A 21,740-nucleotide genomic window follows, 5' to 3' on the forward strand; every position below is an offset into this window, starting at 1 on the left:
AGCAAGCGTCTGAAGGGGTATGAGAACTATCAGCCCACTGGCACTGGCCCTGGCCATCCTTGCTGCTCTCATGCTCCCGGTCTCACTGATGACACCGGCTTCTGCGGCGGCCCCGACCGTCGACGTACGTCCCCTTCCTCTGCCCGTCGGCGAGAGTCCGACGGTGCCGTATCTGCATCGTCCGTCGGCCGAGTCGGTGTCGGTGGTCGATCCGACCACCGGCATGAAGACGCCGGTCGCTCTCGTGGGCGACGACCTCGACGAGTTCAAGCTGCTGGGTCGGTCCGGGAACGGCTTCGTGCTGCGGGTCACCAACCGGGACATCGACCGGATCGTCCGCGTGCAGCTCAACGTCTCGCAGAAGACCCTCGCCAACCTGCACTACTCGGCGAAGGCGCGGCTCTCGGCCGACGGCCGCTATCTGCTGCACACGTCCTACCCGGGCACCGGTGGCGTACGCGTCGTCGTGCGCGACGCCACGACCGCGGCCACGGTCGCCGGCCGCACGTTCAGGGCGGCGACCCGGCCCGAGCCGGTCGACGCGAGCGGCACGCGTGTGCTCGTGGGTGGCTTCAGTACCCCGCGCACGATGGTGTGGGACTGGAAGAGCGGGACCATCCGGACGATCGTCTCCAGGAGCGCCTACGCGGGCAGCTTCGCGTCCAACCGGCTGGCGACGTACACGAAGGACCCGTCGAACCTCGACGCCTGCTCGGTGGTCTCGACCGTCACCGCGCCCGCCACGACGCTCTGGCGCGGGTGCTTGGAGGCGGTCGCGTCGTTCTCACCCGACGGCGCCCGTTTCGCGACCAACGCGATCGAGCACGAGAACCACGCCGACGTGGTCCGCCGCCGCAGCCTCCGCGGCACGTTGCTGACCACCTACCGCAACCCCAACGGGCTGTGGATGTACGCCTGGGAGACCAACACCCGGATACTGATGCGGTCCCACCCGAGCAGCGGCACGCCATGGCTCGTGCGCTGCGAGGCCACTGACTGTGAGCGAGCCTGGCGGGCGTACTCCTGAGGGTCAGAACATGATGGTGGAGAAGCGGGCCGTCTCGAGGAAGCCGGCCCGCTCGTAGGCGCGGCGCGCGGGGGCGTTCCACTCGTTGACGTAGAGCGAGACGCGTGGGGCGATCTCGCTGCGGACGATGTCACAGACCGCGGCCATGCCGCGGGCAGCGAGGCCCTCGCCGCGGCGGTGCTCGGGCACCCAGACACCCTGGATCTGGGCGGCCTCGGGAGTCGCGCAGGCGACCTCCGCCTTGAAGACGACCTCGCCGTCCTCGATCCGGGCGAAGGACCACCCCCGGGAGATCAGCTGCAGCACCCGGGCACGGTAGAGGTCGCGGCCGCCGCCGGTCTCCGGCGAGATCCCGACCTCCTCGGTGTACATCGCCACGCACGCCGGATAGAGGGCGTCCATGTCGGCGCGGACGGTGCGGCGTACGAACGGGTCGGGCTCGACCAGGCTCTGCAGCTGCTGCTCGAGGTGCGGCTGCTCCCAGCGCTGGTCGCGCGGCGTGCCCCAGGACTCGCCGATCGATCCCCACAGCGCCCGCACCGCGGCCTGCCGCCCGACGATCGTCGAGACCGTGCGGACCCGGCTGCGGGCCCGCTCACCGAAGGCGTACGCATCCTCCTCGGTGGCCTGGATGGGGACCAGGTTGGCGCCGACGTGACAGGCCGCGACCAGGTCGCCGCCGTCCCATCGGCCCCAGATCTCACCGCCGAGCCAGCGCGGCTCGAGGTTGGTGGTGCGCGCCCGGTACTCCGCGAACACGTTGACCACCGGATCCTGCGCGGTCAGGTCGAGGAACGCGCTGAGATCACCCGCGTGCAGCGGGCGGATCCCCTGGCGCGTCGTCAGCATGTCTCCGAGCCTAGGGCCAATCCGGTTGTACGTCGCCCTCCGGCTCGCGGACCGGATCAGGCGCTGGTCAAATCCCAAAGGTGCGTTCGATCGTGTGCATTCGCTCGCGGATGGTCTTGAGACGTACGTCCTGGCCGGCCTCGCCGGTGTCTCCCCAGACCGCCCGGCCCACCATCACGCCACGGGCGCCGAGCGCCTTGACCCGCGGCAGCCGTTCGCTGAAGTCGTCCCAGCCCATCCCGTCGGACCGCGCGACCCAGGAAGCCCTTCCGAGGTCGGCCCGCTCGATGTTCTCCAGGCCCTCGTCGTTGACCTTGAGCTTGAGCACGACGCCGCCACACTGTGACCGCGTGGCGAGAGCGGCCAGATCCTCGAGGCAGCCCGGCGTCGTGCAGTACGGCTCGAGGAAGACCCGGTCATAGCCGGGGAGACGCTCCAGGATGTCGAGGGCCATCCGCGCGCACTCGGTCTGGTGGTCGTCGAACCCGACCTTCACCGCGTCCGTCGATCTCTGCGGGACGACGAGCTCACCGACGGCCTCGATGTCCGGGAGCCCGGCGCAGGCGAGCTCGCGGCGTACGTCGCCGTGGCCCTGCGTGGGACGCACGACGATGCCCCAGCCGGGGGTGTCGGCCACCAGATCGAGGATGTCGGGCCGGATGTCGGAGGAGTCCGGGGTGCGGAACAGCGCATCGTCTGCGTGATCGATGGCAAGCCAGAAATTGGTCAACGTTGTCGCCAGTCTGAAGAGGGAAACAGAGACGTGTGGAGGCGCTAGGCGAAGCCTAGACAGCCCGGCGGCGCATCAGTGGCATCTCGGGTTAATTGCAGATTGCGCGCCGCCGGTCAGTACTCGCCGCCGTCTGCGACGACACACTGTCCGTTGATCGCACCGGCCATGTCGGAGGCGAGGAAGACGCAGACCTTCGCGACGGCGTCGGCGGTGACGAACCGGTGTCCGGGGATGCGCGCGGCCCGGTAGGAGATGTACTGGTCGACGGTCACCCCCTCCTTGCGGGCGTGCTTGACGAAGACCTGCCGCGACGACTCGCTCCACATCGGGCCGGGAGCGACGACGTTGGCCCGGACGATGCCCTCCTCCTCCTGCGCGATCGCCTGGGCGAGCCCGGTCAGCGCGTGCTTGGACACGCCGTAGGCGGCCCGTCGCGACGGCGTACGGATCCCGAACACGGAGCTGACCAGGACGACCGCGCCGGACCTGGCCGCCCGAAGCTTCGGCAGCGCGAGCGAGGCCGTGCGCCACACCGAGGTCAGGTTGAGGTCGAGGGTGAGCTGCCACTCGGACCGGTCGATCTCGGCGACCGTGTCGGGACTGGGGTTGATGCCGGAGCAGTTGATGAGCCCCGACAGCGTCTCGAACCCGGCGAGCGTCTCGGCCAGGGCGTCCACGCCGTCGTCGGTGGTCAGGTCACCCTCCACCCGCGCGACCGCCCCGGTCTCGTCGGCGAGGTAGGCCAGCTCGGTGGTGCGGCTGTAGGCGTGCAGGATCACCGGGGTGCCCTCCGCGCTGAGCCGGCGCGCGACCGCGCTGCCGAGGTCGCCGGTCGCGCCGAGGACGAGCACGGGAGCTCGCGGCGGGGTGCCTGACTCAGACGCTGTGCTCATGGCGCTCCTTGATCCGGTGGATCGCCGACCTCACCACGTCCTGATGGGCGGGCGGCAGACCAGTGAGACCCTCGAGATGGCTCACGCAAGTGATATCACCCATTTGCCCGAGCCGGTACGCGGTAATCGGAATCGCCGGGGCGAGGGTCGGATGATGCAGCCGATGGACCAGGGCGTCGGTGATGTCGGTGCCCCAGCCGAGCACGTCGCGCTCGCGGGCGACCGCGCCGGGGTCCTCCTCACGGTTCAGGATCTCGAGGTAGCCGTCGACCGAAACCCGGCCGCGCAGGATCAGCTGGAACATCGCCGCCTTCCGCAGGAACAGCGACCGGAACGCCTCCAGCACGAACTCCAGCTCGTCCCAGTAGCGCTCGGGCGCCTGGTCGAGGAGGTCGCCATAGTCCTCGCGCTCCTCGGTCAGATAGAGGCAGATCAGCCGGTCCATCCAGGACAGGCTCTCGCGTACGCTCAGCCGGGCCACCGCGTCCAGGTCACCGGGCTGGAACCCGGCCTTGAGGAACGTCATCACCAGCGGCCCCATGTGCATGTCCGCGAAGCGGGCGCCGTCCAGGGCCATCCCGTGCCCGTCGCGCAGCCGGTCGCGGATGCCCTCGGCGACGAAGTACTGGTAGAAGGTCTCGTGGGCGAACTCCGCCGACTCCACCCCGTCCCTGGTCCGCCCGGTCACGCCGAAGACCTCGGAGTGGTCGAGCAGGTCGGCGATCCATTCGTACGTCAGGAAGTCCCGCTGCCGGGTGATGTCGAGGTCGCGCTGCAGGTTGGCGAAGAGCCACTCCGAGACGCGCGGGACCGGGATCAGGTCCTGCTCCTGCGAGGTCGGCTCGTCCATCCCGGTGAACAGGTCCCAGGCGATGTCGCGGTAGGTCTGGAACCGCACCCGACTGGGGATGCGTGAGCTCTTCCGGTCCCACGGCTGACCGCAGACGTGCTTGAGATGGACGGTGTAGCCGTCCCACTGGGTCCGGGGTGCCGGAGCGCCCTCCTCGAGGGAGGCGTAGAGCTGCTTGAGGACCATCGGGGTCGCGGGGAAGAACCCGCCGCCGCGCTCCATCTCCGCAGCCAGGTTGCGCAGCCTGTCGTCGCCGCCGCGCTCCTCGCCGAGGGCGCGCACCTCGACCGGCGAGATCGGCTCGACGCGTACGACCATCGCCGACTCGACCCCGAGATCCTCCAGCCGCGCCGGGCTGCGCAGCTGTTCGGCGAGCTCGTCGCGCTCGGTCTGCAGGTTGCGCTTGCTGATCACCACGAACCGTCCGCCGCGGCCGAAGGCGGAGCGCAGCTCGCTCAGGTCGGGGCGGGTGACACCGTGCTCCTCGGCGCTGGAGGAGATCAGGTCGAAGTCGTCGATCACGATCGGCGAGCGGTCCTCGTCGACCAGGGCGCCGTAGTCGACCGCGCCGTCGCGCAGGCTGATGTAGCGCACCTGCTCCTGCGAGGCGGTCCACTCCCGGGTCTCCACCGTCTTTCCCGAGCCGGAGGGGCCGGTGAGGAAGAAGAGGTTGGACTCGGTGTTGCCCAGCCAGCGGCCCAGCGCCTCGATGAGCGGGATCGTGGGCTGCTGCGTCGTCAGTCCGCTCAGCGCCGCCACCCGTGCCCGCGGGAAGGTCAGCCGGGAGCTGGTGGGAGGAACCGGGGCCGCCGGTGTGGCCGGGGCCAGCACGGGCCCGGGCACCACGGTGTCCTCTCCGCGCCAGGCGTACGCCTTCCACCACTTCGCCTGCCAGATGCCGGTGTTCTTCCGGATCCACTCGCCCCGATGGGCCGGGTCGAGGGTGCGGGGCACCGCGCCGCCGACCACGCGGATGAGCTCGTCGAGCGGCATCAGCTTCGAGCCGGACGTACGCCGGTAGAAGGTGCTCCGGGCCATCGCCACACCGGCGCCACCATCAGCTTTTCCGGTCACCTGCCGGACCCAGGCGCGCAATTCACCGTTGAACTGCTCTGGTGAGAGAGATTCGTCGGTCATTTCCCCTCACCGATTCGCCCGCGTTCGCGGTTGAGAGTATCTCGCAGGCGTCCCACTTCTGTCCCAGAAACGTCCCAACTCACCTGGGACTGTCTTCACATCGTCCCCACTCCCACCCGCCCTCTGGCGAGACGGATGTGGCCTCCGCCACCGTGGAGTTGTCCCCATCAGGGACAGCGCCGGCCCCACCTACGGGCCCCACCGCTGAAGGAGATGATGACCATGAGGAACCACAAGTTCAGCATCGCCACCTTCGCCGTCACGCTTCTTGTCGTGTTCGGCTTCAACCAGCTGCTCAGCGCCGAGCCGCCCACGTGCCAGGCAGCCGCCGGCACCTCGTCCGTGTCCGTCGTCCTCACGGAAGGAGTGCTGTCATGATCAGCAACTTCATGCGCCCCGGCGAAACCGTCCGGGCCCGCGGCGGCACCCGCTCCGGAAAGCGCGGTGTCGTCGTCGCCACCGCCGCCGGCCGCACCAAGGTCCGCTTCAACGGCAGCGGCGGCACCCGCTGGGTGCGCACTGGCAACCTGACCTCCACCGGCAGCGGCTCGCTGTCCTGGATCCTGCCGGTCAAGGCCGCACTCGTCCTGTTCCTGGTCGTGCCGGGCATCCGGTTCGTCGTCGTCCACCTGTGGACTCACGGCGGACTGGACGGATTCGCCACGGCCCTCGGAAACCAGATGGGCCAGGCCGCACTCGCCTGGGGCCACCTGATCACCACGGACCCGGTCGGAGCACTCCTCCACCTCGGGTTCCTCGGCGTGGTCTCCAGGCTGATGCACTGGTGAGGCCACACGCTCTTCGAGACGTACACAGGGGGACGCCTCGGAGCAGAAGAAGGAAAGCCCGGTTCGACTGAGGACCGGGCTTCCTGCGTACGCGGGCTCGGCAATGCCACTTCTGTCGAAACGGATGCTCGACCGAGACGCCGACGGTAGATTTGCTGGACTCCGGCGGGACTGGATCGGGACTCATCCAGGACGCGAAGAGGCGACTTCAGGGGAGGACGAGATGGCCCTCGACCCTGAATACAGTCCGGCCACCCTCAATCGCGAACTCCGTACGTGGGTGAAGAACTGGACCGGCAGGGGCATCGGGCAGATCGCACGAGACGCCAACATCAGCAACAGTCGCGCGTACGCCGTCACCGCCAACTCCAACCTCGTCCCCCGCGACATCTTGCTCGCGATCGTGCGCGCCTCGGTTCCGCCCACCTATGTCATCGAGGAGCGCACCCGGTGGATCCTTCGGTGGTCCAGTGAGTGGGAGCGGCGCTGGGAGATTGCCGAAGCCACGAGCCGTGGCGAGAGCCTGAAGCTGCCGCCACCCGAGCCGGCACTCGTGCATTCATCGGAACCGCCCCCGCAGCCCAACACTGTCGTGAAGCTCGCCCCGGAGATCGTCCTTCCCGTACTGGAGGAACGAATCACCGACAGGGCCGTCCGACGCATCGCCTCGAAGCATGTCTACGTCGCCAGGCAGCCGCTCCCGGTCGGTTATCACAAACGCAGCCCCATCAGCGTCTACATCGATCTGCACTCCGCTTCGTGCTCCCCTCGCTACCGCGAGGAGCTCGCGCAGTTCCTCGCCGGTCGGGTACGCCGCGCGGTCGGCGGCCTCGATCCCGCGCGGACAGTCATCGCAACCGCCCGTGCAGGAAACATCCTGGTCGGCAGTCGGGTCGCCGAGCTCTGTGGTGTGCCCTTCCTGATGGTTCGCACCAGCGATCTCCCTCCACGCTTCGGCTATCCCATCGAGCGCAACATCGGCGAAGAGATCGGGGCGGTCATCGGCACCGACATCGAGGCGATCATCGTCGATGACATCGTGATGAGCGGTCTTGTCCCGAGCGTGGCCAACCTTCTGCGCGTCCATGAAGGTATCCAGACCACGCGATGCTTCAGCATCTTCCACCGCGCCGACCTCGGCAGCAGCGACAAGCTCGAGGACGTCGAGATCACGCTCGACTCTGCGTTCTCGATCGACAATGAACTTGTTGCAGTCCTGGAAGGCCTCGCCGAACGCCACGCCTGAGCCGCCGCGACGCGTCGGCCCTTACCCAAACTTCAAAGTCCTTCTGGGAAACGCGGACGATCTCTGTTCAATCCGACTTCGAGGGGGCTAACTTCCTCTTGTCAGATGCCATGTCCCCCAAATCGGCTGGCTTGTAGCACTGCCTCCTAGAAAGCCTCCGATGATCGATATCGAGATGGTGGTCAACCTTCATGTGACCGAACGGTGCAACTACCGCTGCACCTACTGTTTCGGCAAGTGGGGACTCCTCCAAGAGTCCAGCGCAGAGACAAGCGCATGGGCCGACACGGATGAAGCTTGCCGCATCATGTCGGATCTTGCCGATAAGTTCCGGCTCGACCGCGGCCCCGACTGCCTCATCCGGTTCAACTTCGTGGGAGGCGAGCCCGCGTTGCTCCCTAACATCGGTGACCTCATCGAGTACGCCCGGGAGACATTGAAGGCACGAGTCTCGTACGTCTCCAACGGGCTCATGCTTATGCATCGAAAATTCGACGCTGAATGGACCGTTAGGAACATAGACATCGTCGGGATCAGCGTGGACTCGTCCCTGCCACAAACGAACCTCAAGATCGGGCGTAAGACTCGCAGCGGTGATGCTTTCGACCTCGGTAAGGTGGCGGATCGCATAGAGGCGGTCCGCAAGGCCGCGCAAGACAGGAACGTCGCCGCACCAGTGATCAAGGTGAACACCGTCGTCAGCGAACTGAACGTGGGTGAGGACTTCGAGAATGTTCTCACGGCGATCGCGCCAGACCGCTGGAAGATCCTCAAGATGCTCCCGGTCTACTCCTCGAAGACCGCCATCAGCGACGACGACTTCAGGGAGTTCGCGCGAGAACAGCGGAAGTTCGTGCCGGACCGCCCAGATTTCAAGGGCGTCATCATCACGACCGAGGACAACGACGAGATGACTGGCTCGTACGCCATGGTCGACCCACTTGCCCGATTCTTCTGGTACGACGACATCCCCGAGAACGGATACAAGTACTCAGCCCCAATGACCGAGGTCTCGGTCGAGGACGCCTGGGACGAGGTTCCATGGGACCAACAGAAGTTCAACGCTCGCTACACCCAACTCATGCCCAGCGTGGACCTAACAGAACCCCAAGTCGCTGCTGCCGCCGTTTCATCGCCAACCGCGGCGCCTCAGCCTGTTGCCGAACCGACAGCGTCCCGCAAACCAGTTCATGCTTGATACATGCTCCGTCCAGCGACCGTCCGGAGTTAGACCGGGATCAGTCCCGGAACCGAATCGGTCTGTCCTGACCTGATCCATTCTTCGTCCTGCCCTCTCGTGCCCCGAGCGGACGAGCGCCACCCTGGAGGTGTCTCCTTTCGAGACAACGTAGAAACCAGCCAGGGGGTCCGCGATGAACCACAAGTCCAGCTTCGTCGTCTTCGCCATCACGCTGATGATCGTCTTCGGGATCAGCCAACTGCTCACTCCAGATCAGGGCGATTGCTCGGCAGTCGCCCGCGCCACGTACGCCTCAGGCCTTCCCGTGGAGGTGAGGCGCTGATGACCGCCAGGCGACTGCAGCCCGGCGATGTGGTCCGGGCGCAGCGTACGATCCCGCTTCGGTTCAGCGACCGGCTCGCCGGCCGCGGAGTCCGGAGCGGCAGGCACGGGGTCGTCATCGCGACCGATGGGCGCAAGGCCAGGGTGACTTTCGACGGCCGCCGGTACGGCGGCACTGGCTGGGTTCGCAGCCGCAACCTCGGAGTCGTCTCCCGAGCCCCGCGACCGCTGGCCTGGATCGTGCCGGTCAAGGCTGCGCTCGTCGTGTTCCTGGGCGCACCTGCCATCCGGTTCATCGTCGTCCACGTCTGGACCCACAGCGGATTCGACGGGTTCGGCACCGCCATCGGAAACCAGGTGGGCGAGGGGATGCTCGCCTGGGGCCAGGTGGCCACCACCGACCCGTACCGAGCAGTGCTCTATCTCGGGTTCCTCGGCGTCGTCTCGAGGCTGATGCGCTGGTGAGACAAGAGGCCCGGTCCGACGGTTCGGACCGGGCCTTCTTGCGTCTGCGCCACGGGATGCTGACCGAGGTAACTCGGTGGGTGCGCACTGCCTTCGTGGAGTTCCACGAAGGAAGCGACCGTTCACCGAGTTACCTCGGTGAACATCCAGCCACCTCAGCCGCTGACGGACACCTGCGCGCCGGCGCCCTCGACGGGCTCCATGCCCTCGGCGATCTTCAGCGCCTCCTCGATCAGGGTCTCGACGATGGCGGCCTCGGGGACGGTCTTGATGACCTCGCCCTTGACGAAGATCTGGCCCTTGCCGTTGCCGGAGGCGACGCCGAGGTCGGCTTCGCGGGCCTCACCGGGGCCGTTGACGACGCAGCCCATGACCGCGACCCGCAGCGGGACCTCGAGGCCGTCGAGACCCGCGGTGACCTGCTCGGCGAGCGTGTAGACGTCGACCTGCGCACGACCACAGCTCGGGCAGGAGACGATCTCGAGGCGGCGCGGCTTGAGGTTGAGCGACTCCAGGATCTGGATGCCGACCTTGACCTCCTCGACCGGCGGCGCGGAGAGCGAGACGCGGATGGTGTCGCCGATGCCCTGGCTGAGCAGATGACCGAAGGCGACCGAGGACTTGATCGTGCCCTGGAAGGCCGGACCGGCCTCGGTGACACCGAGGTGGAGCGGCCAGTCACCGGCCTCGGCGAGCAGCTCGTAGGCCCGCACCATCACGACCGGGTCGTTGTGCTTGACCGAGATCTTGAAGTCCTGGAAGCCGTGCTCCTCGAAGAGCGAGGCCTCCCAGATGGCCGACTCGACCAGCGCCTCGGGGGTGGCCTTGCCGTACTTCTCCAGCAATCGCTTGTCGAGCGAGCCCGCGTTGACGCCGATCCGGATCGAGGTGCCGTGGTCCTTGGCGGCCGCGGCGATCTCCTTGACCTGGTCGTCGAACTTGCGGATGTTGCCCGGGTTGACCCGGACCGCGGCGCAGCCGGCCTCGATGGCGGCGAAGACGTACTTCGGCTGGAAGTGGATGTCGGCGATGACCGGGATCTGCGACTTCTTCGCGATCGCGGGCAGCGCGTCGGCGTCGTCCTGGCTCGGGCAGGCCACCCGGACGATGTCGCAGCCCGACGCGGTGAGCTCGGCGATCTGCTGCAGCGTGGAGTTGACGTCGGAGGTGAGCGTGGTCGTCATCGACTGCACGGAGATGGGGCTCTCGCTGCCGACGCCCACCGACCCGACCTTGATCTGGCGGGTCTTGCGGCGAGGAGCGAGCACCGGGGCGGGTGCCTCCGGCATACCGATGTCTGTCGGCGTGGGGATCGACGTCATGTCTACCAATCTTACGGGCGGGTCAGGCTTGGAGATGAAGTGGGACGACGAGGTCGGCGACGATCAGGACAACACCCATCACCAGGAGTGCCGAGGCCACGACGTACGCCACCGGCAGCAGCTTCGCCGGGTCGGCATGTCCCGGTTCGGGCCGCCGGAAGACCTTGGCGAAGGCACGACGGATGCCCTCCCACAGCGCCGTCGCGATGTGACCGCCGTCGAGGGGCAGCAGCGGGACGAAGTTGAAGATGCCGATGAACAGGTTGAACCCACCGACCAGGAACGCGAAGCTGGCGACCTTCTCGCCGACGTCGAGGCCCTCGTGGGCCGCGATCTCACCGGCGATGCGGCCACCGCCGACGATGCTGACCGGGCTGTCGGCCGAGCGCTCCTCGACACCGACGATCGCGAGCGCGACGTGCCAGACCTTGACCGGCAGCCTCAGCAGCGAGTGGACGGCGTTCTCGGCCATCACACCCATCTCCTTGAGCGCGTAGACCGGCCCCTCCTTGGTCGTGACCACGTGCGACTCGGGCGACATCCCGAAGAAGCCGACCTTCGCGGTCTCCGGGTCGGCGCTGGTGTCGTCGAGGTCCTTGACCCGCTCCTGCACGACGGTCTGGGTGTGCAGCGTCATCTGTTCGCCGTCGCGCTCGATGACGATGGTGGCCTCGCGGTCCATGTTGTCGCGGATCAGCTCCTGGGCGACCGCCCACGAGGTCAGCTCGGTGCCGTTGAACGAGATCAGCTCGTCGCCGGGCTTCAGACCTGCGTCGGCGGCCGGGGTCGGCTTGTCGCTGGCGCGGCACTCGCGGCCCTGGTCCTCCCAGCTCAGCAGGCACTCCTGCAGGCTCGAGACCACCGGATGACCCTTGTCGACGACGTTCTCGCGGACCCCGTAGATCCCGAAGACGCCCCAGAGCACGAAGAACGCGATCGCGATGTTCACCGTGGGCCCGCCGGCCATCACGATGACCTTCTTCCACCACGACATCTTGTAGAACAGCCGCGGCTCGTCCTCGGGACGGATCAGCTCCCACTCGGCCGAGCGCGCGTCGCTGATCAGCTGGGTGAACATGCCGGTGTTGGACTTGCGCACCTTGAGCGCGCCGTCCTCGGTGCGCTCCCCCAGCTGGTCGGCACCGGGCGGCAGCATCCCGACGATCTTGACGTACCCACCGAGCGGGATCGCCTTGAGGCCGTACTCCGTCTCGCCGACCTGCTTGGACCACACCGTCGGCCCGAAGCCGATGAAGTACTGGGTCACCTTCCCGCCGAACGCCTTCGCCGGGATCATGTGGCCGAGCTCGTGGAGCCCGATCGAGACCAGGATCGCGAGAATGAAGCCGATCACGGCCAGCGTGTAGAGCAAGTAGCTCATGGACGGGTCTCCAGGATCCGAGTGGTCTCCTCGCGCGCCCAGGCGTCGGCGGCGAGCACGTCCTCGATGGTGAGGGTGCTTTCAGAGCGTACGCCGTGATGCCTCGCCATCACCTCCGCAATCGTGTCCACGATGCCGGTGAACGGGATCCGGCCCTCGTGGAAGGCATCCACGCAGACCTCGTTGGCGGCGTTGTAGACCGCGGGGTGGGTGCCGCCGCGGGTGCCGGCCTCGCGGGCGAGGCGTACCGCGGGAAAAGCGGAGTCGTCGAGCGGCTCGAAGCGCCAGTCGGCGGCCTTGGTCCAGTCGATCGGCGTCTCGGCGTCCGGCACCCGATCGGGCCATGCCATCCCCATCGAGATCGGCACCAGCATCGTCGGCAGCCCGAGCTGGGCGACGACCGCGCCGTCGGTGAACTCGACCATCGAGTGGATGTACTGCTGCGGGTGGACGACGACCTCGATCCGGTCGAAGGGTACGTCGAAGAGCAGATGGGCCTCGATGACCTCCAGACCCTTGTTGACCAGAGTGGCGGAGTTGGTCGTGATCACCCGGCCCATCGCGAAGTTGGGGTGCTTGAGCGCCTGCGCCGGCGTGACCTGGGCGAGCTCGTCGCGGGAACGGCCGCGGAACGGGCCGCCGGACGCGGTCAGCACCAGCTTGCGTACCTCCTCGGCGCGGCCGGCGCGCAGCGACTGGGCGATCGCGGAGTGCTCGGAGTCGACCGGGACGATCTGCCCCTCCCCAGCGACCCGCTTGACCAGCGGACCGCCGATGATCAGCGACTCCTTGTTGGCCAGGGCGAGCGTGTTGCCCGCCTCCAGCGCGGCCAGTGTCGGGCGGAGGCCGACGGCGCCGGTGATCCCGTTGAGCACCACGTCGGCGGGCAGGGCGGCGGCCTCGACCGAGGCATCCTCCCCCAGCCCGGAGACCTTGGGCGCGAACTCGGCCACCTGCGCCTCGAACAGCTCCTTGTTGGCCCCGCCCGCGGTCAACGCCACGACCCGGAACCGATCCGGGTTGGCCCGCACCAGGTCGAGGGCCTGGGTGCCGATGGACCCGGTCGAGCCGAGGATCACCACGTCGCGTGGTCGCTGCTCATTCACCCACCCATCTTCCCAGCAGAGGCTGAGAAGGCGCCAAGCGGCGGCCGCTGCGGACCGGAAAAACGCCGGTGAAATAGCAGCAGCCCCGGACTCCCCCACGGGTCCAGGGCTGTGCATGAAACGTTTTGCAACGTCTGGTCACAATTAAGCCACAAAGATGCACGTAAAGGCAAATCCCAAAACGGGCGTCCCAGTTAAATCCCCGTCAGACCAGGGCCAGCTAGATCAGCGGCGCCAGGATGACGCCGAGCCGCGGCGTGACGTGGCGGACCCAGGACTCGGTCAGGTGCGAGTCGTCGTAGTAGGTGACCTTCTCCCCCACGACCAGCGGGCAACGGTCATCGGCGCACACGAATCGCTGGGTGTCGACGTACGCGGCCTCGGTGCCCTTCAGGGCCGCCTCGGTGAGCTCGTTGCTGCTGGTCTCCCGCGAGTCCGGGTCGCTGAGGCAGGAGCTCTGGTCGGCCTCGGGGGCACTGATGCAGTCGGCGGGGTTCTGGTCGACCTTGGGCACGTCGCCGAGGACGACCACCTTGCGGGAGATCTCCCGATATGCCTTCACGGTGCTGCGCACCGCGCGCGACCACTGCTCGTCACGGTCCATCCCGTCGTACGTCTTCGGCATGAAGAGCTGACCGCGAGCCGTCGAGACGATCGTGTCGGGGTCGAGGCGCTCGAGGCGGTCCGCGGACCAGTCGCGGAAGTCGTCGCACTCGGCCTGGGTCATCTTCTTGCCGCGGTGCTGGACCGGATAGGGGGCGCAGCCGACCTTCACGACCGGCACGACCCGGAAGCCGTTCTCCTTGCCGAGGCCGTCGAAGGCGGACAGCCACATGCCGGCGTGGGAGTCGCCGACGACGGCGACGGTCTTCTTCGCGTCGGTGTCGCCGAGGGTGCAGTCGGTGCCGCGGGTGTCTCCGTAGTTGGCGTAGCAGTCGCCGTACGACTTCTGCCACCGGTCCTCGGTGATCTCCTCGCCGAGCACGGCAGGCGGGATCGGGCCACCGCGGTCGGCGATGTCGAGGGCGGCGCGGAGCTCGCGCTGCACCTGCGGCGGGCCGCCGGTCTCGGCAGCGGTGTCGGGGACCTCGTTGGCCGCGAACCACGCCTGCGCCTCGTCGGCCCGCTCCTTCTCGGCGTACGCGGCATAGCCGGTCGTCAGCCAGCCGCTGCCGACCGCCAGCACGAGCGCCGCCGGCCACAGGGCCAACGAGCGCAGCCCGTGGGACAACATGGGCACCTGCTTGCGCTGGAACGGGAGCTCGATGAAGCGGTGGCTCAGGGCGGAGAGGAGCAGCGCCGCAGCGACCGCGACCGTCATCTCGAGCGCGGCATTGCCGAGGTGGAGGAATTCCGGCGCGAGAACGATCAGCGGCCAGTGCCACAGGTAGAGGGAGTAGGAGATGTCGCCGACATACCGCAGCGGGCGGATCGCGAGCAGCTTCGCGGTCGGGGCGTTGGCGCCGGAGGCGAGCAGCGCGACCGTGCCGAGGGTGGGCACCAGCGCCTGCCAGCCGGGGAACGGGGTGGCCTCGCTGAACACGACGGTGGCGACCAGGATCGCCGCGGCTCCGCCGAGGCCGGCGGCGATGCTCGCGGCGCCCTTGAGCCGGCCGCCCCAGCAGGCCAGCAGCGCGCCGGCGGCGAGCTCGTAGGCGCGCGCCGGGGTGGAGAAGTAGGCGGCGGTCGGGTTCTCGCCGGTGGCGTAGATCGACCAGGCCAGGCTCGCGACCGCGATCACCGCGGCGACGACGGTGAAGCCCTTGCGTCCGAGCCGCGGGATGAGCAGGAGCGCCAGCACCGGCCAGACGAGGTAGAACTGCTCCTCCACCGAGAGCGACCAGTAGTGCTGGAAGGGCGAGGGCTCGCTGGGCTGGAAGTACTGCACCCCCTCGGCCGCGAAGTGCACGTTGGCCAGGAAGAACGCCGCCCAGGTGCCGTCAGTGGCCGCGTCGGTGAGCCTCGTGGTGGGCAGCTGCCAGGCGGCGTACGCCAGGACGACCAGGATGACGAGAGTGGCTGCCGGCAGGATCCGGCGGGCGCGGCGCGCGTAGAAATGCGGGATGCTGACCGTTCCCGATGTGTCAGCCTCGCGCAGCAGCAGGGTGGTGATCAGGAAGCCGGAGAGGACGAAGAAGACGTCGACGCCGACGAACCCGCCCTCGGTGTGCGGGATGCCCGCGTGGGCAGCGACGACCAGGCCTACGGCAACGGCCCGGAGACCTTGGACATCTGTCCGCCACTGCTTGGCTGACATGTGGGGTGCACCTCGTGTGGGGGTTCGGCTGCTTCCATTGCTGGGTCCGAGTCGCGGAGGTACGCGAAACGGCGCTCGATGCTTTCACGGACGCCACCGGCCCGCACATCGAGGGTCGCACGCCCACACGTTTGTCTAGCGGATTACTCGCCGATGAAGGACATGACGTGCTTGATCCGGGTGTAGTCCTCGAACCCGTAGACGGAGAGGTCCTTGCCGTAGCCGGAGTGCTTGAAGCCGCCGTGGGGCATCTCGGAGATGTAGGGGATGTGGGTGTTGATCCACACCACGCCGAAGTCGAGGCGCTTGCTGACCCGCAGGGCGGTGGCGTGGTCCGTGGTCCACACGCTCGACCCGAGGCCGTAGTCGACGTCGTTGGCACATCTGAGCGCCTCGGCCTCGTCGGCGAACCGCTGCACGGTGATCACCGGACCGAAGATCTCCTGCTGAATCTGCTCGTCGTCCTGACGGAGCCCAGCCAAGACCGTGGGCTGGTAGAAGTAGCCGTTCTCACCGCCCTCGACCCGTGCCGGCGCCCCGCCAGCCGCGATCGTGGCGTGGTCCGGGAGGCGGTCGACCATGCCCGCGACCCGGGCGAGCTGGCCGGGGTTGTTGAGCGCGCCGACGTCGGTGTTGTCGCCGGGAAGACCGACGGTGGTGCTGCGGGCCGCCTCGGCGAGCGCCGCGACGAACTCGTCATGGATGCCTTCCTGCACCAGCACCCGGGTCGCGGCCGTGCAGTCCTGGCCCGCGTTGAAGTAGCCCGCCGCGGCGATGCCGGCGACCGCCTTGTCGATGTCGGCGTCGTCGAAGACGATGACCGGCGCCTTGCCGCCGAGCTCGAGATGGACCCGCTTGACGTCCTGCGCCGCGGTCGCGGCGACCTCCATGCCTGCACGCACCGAGCCGGTGATGGCGACCATCTGAGGCGTCTTGTGCCGGATCAGCGCGCGGCCGGTGTCGCGGTCGCCGGTGACGAGGTTGAGCACGCCCGGCGGCAGGAACTCCTGAGCGATCTCGGCCAGCAGCGCGGAGCTGGCCGGGGTGGTGTCGGAGGGCTTGAGGACGACTGTGTTGCCGGCGGCCAGGGCCGGGGCGATCTTCCACGACATCATCGCGAGCGGGTAGTTCCACGGCGTGACCTGCCCGATCACGCCGATCGGCTCGCGACGGATCCAGGAGGTGTGGTCCTGGAGGTACTCCCCCGCGCTCTTCCCCTCCAGGGTCCGCGCGGCGCCGGCGAAGAAGCGGAAGTGGTCGATCGTCGGAGGCAGCTCCTCCTCCAGGGTCAGCTGGAACGGCTTGCCGGTGTCCTTGACCTCCACGGCGGTCAGCTCCTCGGCCCGGGCCTCCATCGCGTCGGCGATCCGGAGCAGAGCCAGGCTGCGCTCCTGGGGTGTGGTCTCGCCCCAGGTCTCGAAGGCCGATGCGGCCGCTGCGTACGCCTGGTCGACGTCGGTCTCCCCCGACATCGCCGCCTGCGCGTAGACCTCGCCGGTGGCGGGGTCGACGACGTCGTACGTCGCGGCGTCGGCGGCCTCACGCAGCTCGCCGCCGATCACGTTCCTGAAGGTCTGGTCAGCCATGCGGTAGAGACTAACTCCTTCTCGTAACAGGGATGTCACAACTGAATCCGAAGGGGAATTCCTGCTTTGCTACTGATTCGCTTGCGAAAGCGAGAGGCGGTGGGTGACCATTGGGTCATGACCGGCAACCACGAGCAGCTGCAGCGCGACGCCAAGGACCATCTCTGGATGCACTTCACGCGGCATTCGAGCTACGCAGAGGCCGACGTGCCGATCATCGCCAGGGGTGAGGGCGCCTACATCTACGACATCGAGGGCAACCGCTACCTCGACGGTCTCGCGGGGCTCTTCGTCTCCCAGGTCGGCCACGGCCGCGCGGAGCTCGCCGACGCGGGCGCCGAGCAGGCCAAGCAGCTGGCCTTCCACCCGCTGTGGTCCTACGCGCACCAGCCGGCGATCGAGCTGGCCGCACGGCTGGCCTCACTCGCCCCCGGCGACCTGAACCGGGTCTTCTTCACCAACTCCGGCTCCGAGGCCGTCGAGACCGCGTGGAAGCTGGCCAAGAACTACTTCAAGCTGCGCGGGAAGCCGGGCAAGCACAAGGTGATCGGGCGCAACATCGCCTACCACGGCACCACGCACGGAGCGCTGTCGATCACCGGCCTGGCCGACATCAAGGCGCCGTTCGAGCCGCTGGTCCCCTCGACCTTCCGGGTGCCGAACACCAACATCTACCGGGCCTCGGAGATCACCGGTGGACTGATGGACGGGAGCGACCCGGAGGCGTTCGGACGCTGGTGCGCCGATCAGATCGAGGTCGTGATCCGCGCCGAGGGCCCCGACACCGTGGCCGCGGTCTTCCTGGAGCCGGTGCAGAACTCGGGCGGCTGCTTCCCGCCTCCCCCGGGCTACTTCCAGCGGGTGCGGGAGATCTGCGACGAGTACGACGTGCTGCTCGTCTCCGACGAGGTCATCTGCGCCTACGGGCGCCTGGGCACGATGTTCGGCTGCGAGCGGTTCGGCTACGTGCCCGACATGATCACCTCCGCCAAGGGGCTGACCTCGGGATACGCGCCGCTGGGCGCCACGATCATCTCCGACCGGCTGATGGCCCCCTTCCTCGAGGGCGAGGAGACCTTCTACCACGGCTACACCTTCGGCGGTCACCCCGTCTCCACCGCTGTGGCGATGGCAAACCTCGACCTCTTCGAGGCCGAGGACCTGCTCGGCAACGTACGCCGCAACGAGGCCGCCTTCCGCTCCACCCTGGAGAAGCTGAAGGACCTGCCGGTCGTCGGCGATGTACGCGGCACCGGCTACTTCTACGGCATCGAGCTGGTCAAGGACCGCGCGACCAAGGAGACCTTCACCGAGGAGGAGTGCGAGCGGATCCTCTACGGGTACGTCTCCAAGGCGCTGTGGTCCGAGGGCCTCTACTGCCGCGCCGACGACCGCGGCGAGCCGGTCATCCAGCTCTCCCCGCCGCTGACCGTGGGCCAGGCCGAGTTCGACGAGATGGAGCAGATCCTGCGCCGGGTGCTGGAGAAGGCCTCGACGATGCTCTGACCTTGCTCACCGCTGGATGCGTGGCCACGGCGACTGCTCCTCGAGGGCATAGGCGAGCTCGAGGAGCGTCCGCTCGTCGCCGTACGCCGCGGAGAGCTGGACGCCGATCGGCAGCCCCTCCTCGCTGAGCCCCATCGGCAGCGAGATCGCCGGCGCACCGGTGATGTTCTGCAGCGGCGTGAACGCGACGTGACGACGGAGCCGGTCGACGAGGTCCTCGAACGGCACGTTCGGGGACAGATGACCCAGCGGCGGGGTGACGCCGGCGACGACCGGGCACAGGACCACGTCGTGATGGTCGAAGACCTTGGCGTAGGCCGCCGCCGCACCCCGCAGGCGGAGCAGCGCGGCCGGCGTACGGCGCCAGCCGCCGGAGGCGAAGGCGCGACGCAGGCCGTCGGTGAGGCCGTCGAGGCGGCCTTGGTCGAGCGTGCGGTCGATGGTCAGGCGGCCGAGGTTGCCGGCGAGGAAGGCGAGCAGACCCCAGTAGCTGAGGAAGTCGTCGCCGAAGCGCGCGTCGACGGGGATCGGGACCGGCTCGACGCTGTGGCCCTGTTCCTCCAGCAGGGTCGCGGTGCGTTCAACGGCCGCCTTCGTCGGCGCGTCCACGACGGCATCGGTCACCGACTCGATGATCATCGCGACCTGGAGGCGCCGCCGGGCGGGGCCTTCGACGAGCCCGAGAGGCGGCAGCGCCGGGTTGCGCCAGTGCCGCTCGAGCGCGGCGTGGAAGGTCGCGGTGTCGCGTACCGTCCTTGTCACCACCCCTTCGCTGATCATGTTGATCGGCAGGGTGCGGGCCATCTCGCCGTCGATGTGCCTTCCCCTGCTCGGCTTGAGCCCGACGAGTCCGGCTGCCGCGGCCGGAATCCGGATGGAGCCGCCGCCGTCGTTGGCGTGCGCGATCGGCACGGCTCCGGCGGCGACCAGCGCTGCCGCCCCGCCGGAGGATGCCCCGACGGAGTGGCGCGTGTTCCAGGGGTTGGGCGTCGGCGGCCCGCTTCGGAACTCGGTGGTCGCGTTCAGCCCGAACTCGGGCATCCGGCTCTTGCCCAGCACGGTCATCCCGGCGCTGAGGAACTGCGTCGCATATCGCCCGTCGTGTGTGGCCGGCCGCGCCCGGAACGCCTCCGACCCGTGGTTGGTCGGCATCCCGAGCAGGTCGGTGTTGTCCTTGAGCAGGGTCGGCACGCCATGGAGCAGGCCGGTGTCGGCGTCCGCACGACGCGGCGCGTCATAGGCCTCGTACGCCATCGCGTGCAGCCCCGGGGCCACATGTCGCAGCCGGGTGACGGCCGCCGCCTCGACCTCGGCCACGCTCAGCTCTCCCGCCCGGATGAGGCGGGCGAGCTCGACGGCGTCGTGGTTTCCGAGGGCGTCATCGGTGAAGGCGTGGACGCGGGCCGGTGCGGTCATGTCGGACAGCGTGCTGGATCGGCTCGCAAAAGTCTAGAAGATCTTCCAGACTTCTTGTCGGCTCGCGTGAAACACTCTGCGCATGAAGCGACGGCACGGTGACAGCGCCAGGCAGCGACGCGACGCCCTCGTCCGCGCCACGATCGAGGTGGCCGCCGAGAAGGGCATCGCCGGGGTCACCCATCGGGCCGTGACCGAGCGTGCCGGGCTACCGCTGGCCACCGTCGGCTACTTCTTCGACTCGATCACGGACCTGGCGGCCGAAGCGATGCGCACGGGCGTCGCCGAGGACGTCGCCCGGCTGCGTACGCTCGCCGACGAGCTCGCCGCGACGGAGTCCGGCACCGACGCGATGGCCGAGGCGTTCGCCGCGGCGCTGATGTCCCCGCCGACCGACTCGCTCGCCTTCCTCGAGGGGTTGCTCCACGCCGCCCGCGAACCGCAGTTCCGCCCGGTGGTGGCCGAGGCGCTCGCCGCCGGTCGTGCCGTCGCGGACCGCGCGGCGACAGTGGCGGGCGCGACCCGGACCGACCCCGGCTCCGTGCTCGCCCTCGTGCACGGCTACCTGCTGCACGCCCTCGCGGCACCCGACCTGGTCGACCCCGACGCGCTGCTTCGCGGGCTCCGTGCGCTCGTCATCGGCACCCTGGTCGAGAGCGGCGAGGTCTCCGTCGCCCTCCGCCTCGCGGGCCGCAGTTCAGCCGACGACGCGTACCTCACTACCTAGGACCGCGCCGTCCTGCAGGGTCAGGTGGTCGCCGGACCAGAATCGACCCGGGTCGTAGTAGTTGGTCGGGCGCTCGTCGTCGAGCAGGCCCATCTCCTGGTAGGTCGCGGCGACGACCTCGGCACAGAAGACCTGCTCGAGGCCTGCCTTCGAGCGCACTCTCCCCCGCGCCCAGCGTCCGGCCAGCGCGGCGGTCGAGGGGAACGGGGTGCCGTCGAGCCGGGCGATCGTCCGGAGCAGCGCGTCCTCGCGCTGACGGTCGATGTCGGCGGTCAGCTGGCGCAGCCAGACCTGCTGCTCGTAGCGCCCCGCCCACTGCTCGACCGCGGCACGCAGATCATGGAGCTGTACGCCACGGTGGTGGGTGCCGGTATAGAGATCGAGCAGCCCCTTGCCGAGCTCGGCGTGCCACATCAGCGGCGGCAGGTCGTCGAGCACCACCGCCATCCCGACATGGTTGACCGGGGCGTTGCTGAGCATCCGGATCGCCCGGTCGGCGACCGAACGCCCGCGGAAGAGCCACAGATCACCGGTCCGGGTCTGGTCCACGGCGTCGGCAAGGGAGATAGTGGTGTCATCAGACATCGTGAGCAGGGGGTCCTATGAGTTTCGGCAGTGCACGCGTGTGGAAGATCGTCGGTCTCGCCGGACTGGCCGGTGTCACCGCGACAGGCGTCATCATTGCGCGCAACCACCGCCAGCGTACGCAGCGCACGCCGGAGGAGATCCACGCGAAGCTCCGCGAGCGGGTTGCGGAGGCGTACGAGCATCCGGCGGCTTAGGACTGTTTTTCTGGTTGGGCTCTGTCGCTGACTGTTTCTTGTGGTTGGCGTGGGGCCGCCGACCCGTTCTTGGAGGGTCTTCTCGATCTGGACCGGCGTCAAGGACGCCCTTCGGGCGCCGGCTTCGCCGGCCGCCTTCGGCGGTCC

The 21,740-nt window shown here is 68.4% G+C and carries 21 protein-coding genes; 10 read left to right on the forward strand and 11 right to left on the reverse strand.

All coding sequences use genetic code 11. From position 1 onward, the window contains the following. The first annotated feature begins 88 nt into the window (after positions 1-88). Entirely contained in the window at positions 89-1,027 is a 939-nt protein-coding gene (locus ABTX24_RS27280; RefSeq protein ID WP_350844129.1) for a hypothetical protein, read from the forward strand. Between the two features lie 3 nt (positions 1,028-1,030). Here ABTX24_RS27280 and ABTX24_RS27285 read toward each other — a convergent pair whose 3' ends face one another. The 4 genes from ABTX24_RS27285 to ABTX24_RS27300 form a co-directional block, all read right to left on the reverse strand. Continuing rightward, on the reverse strand, positions 1,031-1,876 hold the full coding sequence (locus tag ABTX24_RS27285; protein ID WP_160024435.1) for a GNAT family N-acetyltransferase: 846 nt from the start codon (positions 1,874-1,876) through the stop codon (positions 1,031-1,033). A gap of 67 nt (positions 1,877-1,943) precedes the next feature. Then, a complete protein-coding gene (locus ABTX24_RS27290; protein ID WP_350844131.1) occupies positions 1,944-2,606 on the reverse strand; it encodes a hypothetical protein in 663 nt (220 codons plus the stop codon). Between the two features lie 116 nt (positions 2,607-2,722). After that, positions 2,723-3,502, reverse strand: a complete 780-nt coding sequence (locus ABTX24_RS27295; RefSeq protein WP_350661654.1) for an SDR family NAD(P)-dependent oxidoreductase — start codon at positions 3,500-3,502, stop codon at positions 2,723-2,725. Next, positions 3,486-5,489: a hypothetical protein gene (locus ABTX24_RS27300; protein WP_350844133.1), complete on the reverse strand. Its 2,004-nt coding sequence runs from the start codon at positions 5,487-5,489 to the stop codon at positions 3,486-3,488. The genes ABTX24_RS27295 and ABTX24_RS27300 overlap by 17 nt, the downstream gene beginning before the upstream one ends. A 222-nt stretch (positions 5,490-5,711) precedes the next feature. Here ABTX24_RS27300 and ABTX24_RS27305 point away from each other — a divergent pair, with 222 nt between their 5' ends. The 6 genes from ABTX24_RS27305 to ABTX24_RS27330 all read left to right on the forward strand — a co-directional run bounded on the left by ABTX24_RS27305 (position 5,712) and on the right by ABTX24_RS27330 (position 9,510). Beyond that, on the forward strand, positions 5,712-5,867 hold the full coding sequence (locus ABTX24_RS27305; protein WP_160024439.1) for a hypothetical protein: 156 nt from the start codon (positions 5,712-5,714) through the stop codon (positions 5,865-5,867). After that, positions 5,864-6,277, forward strand: coding sequence for a hypothetical protein (locus ABTX24_RS27310; protein ID WP_350844135.1), 414 nt, complete (start codon positions 5,864-5,866; stop codon positions 6,275-6,277). Before ABTX24_RS27305 ends, ABTX24_RS27310 begins: the two co-directional genes overlap by 4 nt. 223 nt (positions 6,278-6,500) lie before the next feature. Further along, entirely contained in the window at positions 6,501-7,523 is a 1,023-nt protein-coding gene (locus ABTX24_RS27315) for a type I phosphoribosyltransferase (RefSeq protein ID WP_350844137.1), read from the forward strand. 160 nt (positions 7,524-7,683) lie between these two features. Beyond that, complete coding sequence (locus tag ABTX24_RS27320) at positions 7,684-8,721, forward strand: viperin family antiviral radical SAM protein (protein ID WP_350844139.1); 1,038 nt, start codon at positions 7,684-7,686, stop codon at positions 8,719-8,721. Between the two features lie 175 nt (positions 8,722-8,896). Continuing rightward, entirely contained in the window at positions 8,897-9,046 is a 150-nt protein-coding gene (locus tag ABTX24_RS27325) for a hypothetical protein (RefSeq protein WP_350844141.1), read from the forward strand. Further along, positions 9,046-9,510: a hypothetical protein gene (locus tag ABTX24_RS27330; RefSeq protein ID WP_350844143.1), complete on the forward strand. Its 465-nt coding sequence runs from the start codon at positions 9,046-9,048 to the stop codon at positions 9,508-9,510. The genes ABTX24_RS27325 and ABTX24_RS27330 overlap by 1 nt, the downstream gene beginning before the upstream one ends. Positions 9,511-9,665: 155 nt before the next feature. On the opposite strand, the gene ispG is transcribed toward ABTX24_RS27330, so the two are convergent. The 5 genes from ispG to ABTX24_RS27355 form a co-directional block, all read right to left on the reverse strand. After that, a complete protein-coding gene (gene ispG, locus ABTX24_RS27335) occupies positions 9,666-10,832 on the reverse strand; it encodes a flavodoxin-dependent (E)-4-hydroxy-3-methylbut-2-enyl-diphosphate synthase (protein WP_350844145.1) in 1,167 nt (388 codons plus the stop codon). 22 nt (positions 10,833-10,854) lie between these two features. Further along, a complete protein-coding gene (locus ABTX24_RS27340; protein WP_350844147.1) occupies positions 10,855-12,213 on the reverse strand; it encodes a M50 family metallopeptidase in 1,359 nt (452 codons plus the stop codon). Then, entirely contained in the window at positions 12,210-13,319 is a 1,110-nt protein-coding gene (gene dxr, locus ABTX24_RS27345) for a 1-deoxy-D-xylulose-5-phosphate reductoisomerase (protein ID WP_350844149.1), read from the reverse strand. Before dxr ends, ABTX24_RS27340 begins: the two co-directional genes overlap by 4 nt. A 220-nt stretch (positions 13,320-13,539) precedes the next feature. Beyond that, positions 13,540-15,576 carry an acyltransferase family protein gene (locus ABTX24_RS27350; protein ID WP_350844151.1) on the reverse strand — a complete coding sequence of 679 codons (2,037 nt, stop codon included), beginning with the start codon at positions 15,574-15,576 and terminating at the stop codon, positions 13,540-13,542. A gap of 143 nt (positions 15,577-15,719) precedes the next feature. After that, positions 15,720-17,162: a gamma-aminobutyraldehyde dehydrogenase gene (locus ABTX24_RS27355; RefSeq protein WP_350844153.1), complete on the reverse strand. Its 1,443-nt coding sequence runs from the start codon at positions 17,160-17,162 to the stop codon at positions 15,720-15,722. Between the two features lie 117 nt (positions 17,163-17,279). Between ABTX24_RS27355 and ABTX24_RS27360 the strand changes: the two genes are divergently transcribed. Next, on the forward strand, positions 17,280-18,668 hold the full coding sequence (locus ABTX24_RS27360) for an aspartate aminotransferase family protein (RefSeq protein WP_350844155.1): 1,389 nt from the start codon (positions 17,280-17,282) through the stop codon (positions 18,666-18,668). 6 nt (positions 18,669-18,674) lie between these two features. Here ABTX24_RS27360 and ABTX24_RS27365 read toward each other — a convergent pair whose 3' ends face one another. Next, positions 18,675-20,084 (reverse strand): amidase, encoded by a 1,410-nt coding sequence (locus ABTX24_RS27365; RefSeq protein ID WP_350844157.1) that lies wholly within the window; start codon positions 20,082-20,084, stop codon positions 18,675-18,677. Between the two features lie 82 nt (positions 20,085-20,166). Here ABTX24_RS27365 and ABTX24_RS27370 point away from each other — a divergent pair, with 82 nt between their 5' ends. Beyond that, complete coding sequence (locus ABTX24_RS27370; RefSeq protein ID WP_350844159.1) at positions 20,167-20,811, forward strand: TetR/AcrR family transcriptional regulator; 645 nt, start codon at positions 20,167-20,169, stop codon at positions 20,809-20,811. On the opposite strand, the gene ABTX24_RS27375 is transcribed toward ABTX24_RS27370, so the two are convergent. Beyond that, complete coding sequence (locus tag ABTX24_RS27375) at positions 20,782-21,396, reverse strand: hypothetical protein (RefSeq protein ID WP_160024452.1); 615 nt, start codon at positions 21,394-21,396, stop codon at positions 20,782-20,784. The two genes, ABTX24_RS27370 and ABTX24_RS27375, sit on opposite strands and share 30 nt — an antisense overlap. 17 nt (positions 21,397-21,413) lie before the next feature. On the opposite strand from ABTX24_RS27375, the gene ABTX24_RS27380 reads away from it, so the two are divergent. Beyond that, positions 21,414-21,593 carry a hypothetical protein gene (locus tag ABTX24_RS27380; protein WP_350844161.1) on the forward strand — a complete coding sequence of 60 codons (180 nt, stop codon included), beginning with the start codon at positions 21,414-21,416 and terminating at the stop codon, positions 21,591-21,593. Positions 21,594-21,740 lie beyond the last annotated feature (147 nt).

Source organism: Nocardioides sp. NPDC127514 (genome assembly GCF_040302125.1).
Lineage (GTDB): Bacteria > Actinomycetota > Actinomycetes > Propionibacteriales > Nocardioidaceae > Nocardioides.

What these genes read in the sequence shown, in the direction of transcription:
- ABTX24_RS27280 (WP_350844129.1), top strand. Translation starts at nt 89, where the DNA reads ATGACACCGGCTTCTGCGGCGGCCCCGACCGTCGACGTACGTCCCCTT.
- ABTX24_RS27285 (WP_160024435.1), bottom strand. Translation starts at nt 1,876, where the DNA reads ATGCTGACGACGCGCCAGGGGATCCGCCCGCTGCACGCGGGTGATCTC.
- ABTX24_RS27295 (WP_350661654.1), bottom strand. Translation starts at nt 3,502, where the DNA reads ATGAGCACAGCGTCTGAGTCAGGCACCCCGCCGCGAGCTCCCGTGCTC.
- ABTX24_RS27300 (WP_350844133.1), bottom strand. Translation starts at nt 5,489, where the DNA reads ATGACCGACGAATCTCTCTCACCAGAGCAGTTCAACGGTGAATTGCGC.
- ABTX24_RS27305 (WP_160024439.1), top strand. Translation starts at nt 5,712, where the DNA reads ATGAGGAACCACAAGTTCAGCATCGCCACCTTCGCCGTCACGCTTCTT.
- ABTX24_RS27310 (WP_350844135.1), top strand. Translation starts at nt 5,864, where the DNA reads ATGATCAGCAACTTCATGCGCCCCGGCGAAACCGTCCGGGCCCGCGGC.
- ABTX24_RS27315 (WP_350844137.1), top strand. Translation starts at nt 6,501, where the DNA reads ATGGCCCTCGACCCTGAATACAGTCCGGCCACCCTCAATCGCGAACTC.
- ABTX24_RS27320 (WP_350844139.1), top strand. Translation starts at nt 7,684, where the DNA reads ATGATCGATATCGAGATGGTGGTCAACCTTCATGTGACCGAACGGTGC.
- ABTX24_RS27325 (WP_350844141.1), top strand. Translation starts at nt 8,897, where the DNA reads ATGAACCACAAGTCCAGCTTCGTCGTCTTCGCCATCACGCTGATGATC.
- ABTX24_RS27330 (WP_350844143.1), top strand. Translation starts at nt 9,046, where the DNA reads ATGACCGCCAGGCGACTGCAGCCCGGCGATGTGGTCCGGGCGCAGCGT.
- ispG (WP_350844145.1), bottom strand. Translation starts at nt 10,832, where the DNA reads ATGACGTCGATCCCCACGCCGACAGACATCGGTATGCCGGAGGCACCC.
- ABTX24_RS27340 (WP_350844147.1), bottom strand. Translation starts at nt 12,213, where the DNA reads ATGAGCTACTTGCTCTACACGCTGGCCGTGATCGGCTTCATTCTCGCG.
- ABTX24_RS27350 (WP_350844151.1), bottom strand. Translation starts at nt 15,576, where the DNA reads ATGTCAGCCAAGCAGTGGCGGACAGATGTCCAAGGTCTCCGGGCCGTT.
- ABTX24_RS27355 (WP_350844153.1), bottom strand. Translation starts at nt 17,162, where the DNA reads ATGGCTGACCAGACCTTCAGGAACGTGATCGGCGGCGAGCTGCGTGAG.
- ABTX24_RS27360 (WP_350844155.1), top strand. Translation starts at nt 17,280, where the DNA reads ATGACCGGCAACCACGAGCAGCTGCAGCGCGACGCCAAGGACCATCTC.
- ABTX24_RS27365 (WP_350844157.1), bottom strand. Translation starts at nt 20,084, where the DNA reads ATGACCGCACCGGCCCGCGTCCACGCCTTCACCGATGACGCCCTCGGA.
- ABTX24_RS27370 (WP_350844159.1), top strand. Translation starts at nt 20,167, where the DNA reads ATGAAGCGACGGCACGGTGACAGCGCCAGGCAGCGACGCGACGCCCTC.
- ABTX24_RS27375 (WP_160024452.1), bottom strand. Translation starts at nt 21,396, where the DNA reads ATGTCTGATGACACCACTATCTCCCTTGCCGACGCCGTGGACCAGACC.
- ABTX24_RS27380 (WP_350844161.1), top strand. Translation starts at nt 21,414, where the DNA reads ATGAGTTTCGGCAGTGCACGCGTGTGGAAGATCGTCGGTCTCGCCGGA.